The organism is Shewanella sp. 11B5 (assembly GCF_002836795.1).
Classification (GTDB): Bacteria; Pseudomonadota; Gammaproteobacteria; order Enterobacterales; family Shewanellaceae; genus Shewanella; species Shewanella frigidimarina.
This window is the reverse complement of record NZ_PJAP01000668.1, coordinates 1-2091: the sequence shown is the minus strand read 5'-3', so window position 1 is coordinate 2091 and position 2091 is coordinate 1. Positions and strand designations below refer to the sequence as shown.

The 2091-nt window shown below is 40.0% G+C and carries 4 protein-coding genes; all 4 read right to left on the bottom strand.

From position 1 onward, the window contains the following. Window positions 1-210, bottom strand: a 210-nt coding sequence (locus tag CXF78_RS21645) for a putative RNA methyltransferase (protein ID WP_374702300.1), incomplete at its 3' end; no start/stop codon positions are given. A gap of 106 nt (window positions 211-316) precedes the next feature. Next, window positions 317-1117, bottom strand: coding sequence for an undecaprenyl-diphosphate phosphatase (locus CXF78_RS15075; protein ID WP_011638436.1), 801 nt, complete (start codon window positions 1115-1117; stop codon window positions 317-319). Window positions 1118-1151: 34 nt separating this feature from the next. Beyond that, window positions 1152-1667, bottom strand: coding sequence for a 2-amino-4-hydroxy-6-hydroxymethyldihydropteridine diphosphokinase (gene folK / locus CXF78_RS15070; RefSeq protein WP_102037256.1), 516 nt, complete (start codon window positions 1665-1667; stop codon window positions 1152-1154). 36 nt (window positions 1668-1703) lie between these two features. Further along, the gene (folB, locus tag CXF78_RS15065; protein WP_011638438.1) at window positions 1704-2057 is read right to left on the bottom strand and encodes a dihydroneopterin aldolase; all 354 of its coding nucleotides are present in this window, start codon (window positions 2055-2057) and stop codon (window positions 1704-1706) included. Window positions 2058-2091: the final 34 nt, after the last annotated feature.

Here is a 2091-nt window from a genome sequence, read left to right as displayed (position 1 = left end):
CAAACCTGTTTCTAATAAAAAATGTCGCCCACGCATTTGCTGGCGAGACTCCACTTGCGGCTTACTCTTGCCTTTTACGTTGCTCAGCAGTGGCCAGTAACCATTAGGGTGTTTATCAAAATGATGTTTGTTGTCGCAATAAAATCCCGCTGAAGCTTGATGTTGATTTAGTGGAGCTGAACACACTGGACATATTAAAGATAAAGTCATAATTACGCTGATAGTTAATTGAAAGATGGTAAAACAAAAACGGGTAGAAATACCTAGTATGGTAAGCCTACCCGCTATGCAAACAAAAGTCGCTTAAATGCTTATCTTAAAGATAGAGCAATCCAAGCAATATCGCACCAAGAGCAAGGCGATATAATACAAACGGCGTCATGCCTATTTTGCTAATAAACTTTAAAAAGAAGTGGATACATAAATACGCAGCAACGAATGAAACAACAATCCCTAAACCAAGTGCTTGGTAGTCAATAGGGGCAGGACTGCTAACCAAGTCTTTTGTCACCAGTAACGCAGCACCAAAGCTCACAGGAACAGACATAAGGAATGAAAAACGAGCAGCTGCATCACGTGTTAGCCCTAACATCAGTGCTGCTGTCATCGTGGCGCCAGAGCGCGACGTGCCAGGTATTAATGCCATTGCCTGCGCTAAGCCGATAAGCAAAGCCTTTTTCCAACCCATTTGAAATTCAGTTAACTGTGCTTTTGACATTCTATCTGCTGCCCACAACAGTAAACCAAAAACAATCGTGGTTATCGCTATCACTAAAGTATTTCTGAAATGGGTTTCAATAAAGTCTTTGGCAGTAAATCCTACAATTACAGCAGGGATAGTCGCTAAAATAATCCACCAGGCGAGTTTACTTTCTTGAGTTTGTTGCTTGCTAGCTAAGCTGGTGAACCAGGCTTTAGCCAGTACCACAATCTCATGACGAAAATAAATGACCACGGCAAATAAAGAGCCTGTATTAACTGCCACATCAAATGATAAACCTTGATCTGCCCAACCTAATATTTGTGATGGTAAAATTAAATGTGCCGAGCTAGAAATAGGCAAAAACTCCGTAAGCCCTTGGATTAATGCCAGCAGAATAACTTGAAACGTTTCCATATTTGTCCTTGTTAGAGATTAACTTATCAATTGGTTATAACGTGTTGGTAGGTAATAGTTCTGGTGGGAACTCAAATTCAATAGGCCACAGTTGTTGACACTGTTTGTCATAATTCTGCCAAAGTGTTTTATAGGTTTGTAACGTCACCGGATGAGATAAATTAGGGACTAATTCAGCCAAAGGCCACAATACAAACGCGTTAAACAAAATTTCACCACGGGGTAATTCTACGGGAATGTCACAAATAACATCGTCATACAGCAACAAATCAATATCAAGGCTCCTTGGGCTGAATTTCTTCTCACCTCTAATACGGCCATTGTCTTGTTCAATTTGTTTAAATGTCGTCACAACCTGTGCAATTGATAAACCGGTATCAGCCGCGGCCACCATATTTAAAAAATTAGTGCCTTTAAACCCTACCGATTCACTCTCAAAAACCCGTGATAATTGTAATGGGCCAAAACATTGCTGTAAATCAACCAAACCGGCTTTAAGATGTTTCTCTGGTGAAATATTAGTGCCCAAACTTATGTAAATACGTGCCATTGACTGACCTAATGCTAAACAGTAAAAAAATAACAGTTAAATGCTACCGCGTTCGATCTCGACACCGACAGAAACAGCATGAGGTATTGCACCTGGTTTCATCACAACCACTTTAACCCAAGGCACATTAAATTCGTCTTGCAAACAATGCGCAATCATTTCAGCGACAGTTTCAATCAATTCAATCGGATTCTCAGTAATTAAAGCCGTTAAACGATTTGATACCGTTTCATAACACAATGCATTTTCGTAACTATCACTGGCGGCCGCAAGACGATTATCCCAGGCCATATCTAAATCGATAAGCAATGTTTGATGAAGTTTTTTTTCCCACTCATAGATACCAATAATGGTCTCTATCGCTAACTGGCGGATGAGTACTTTATCCATAAAAATCCCTACCTTAATCGATGTAAAAAGACGT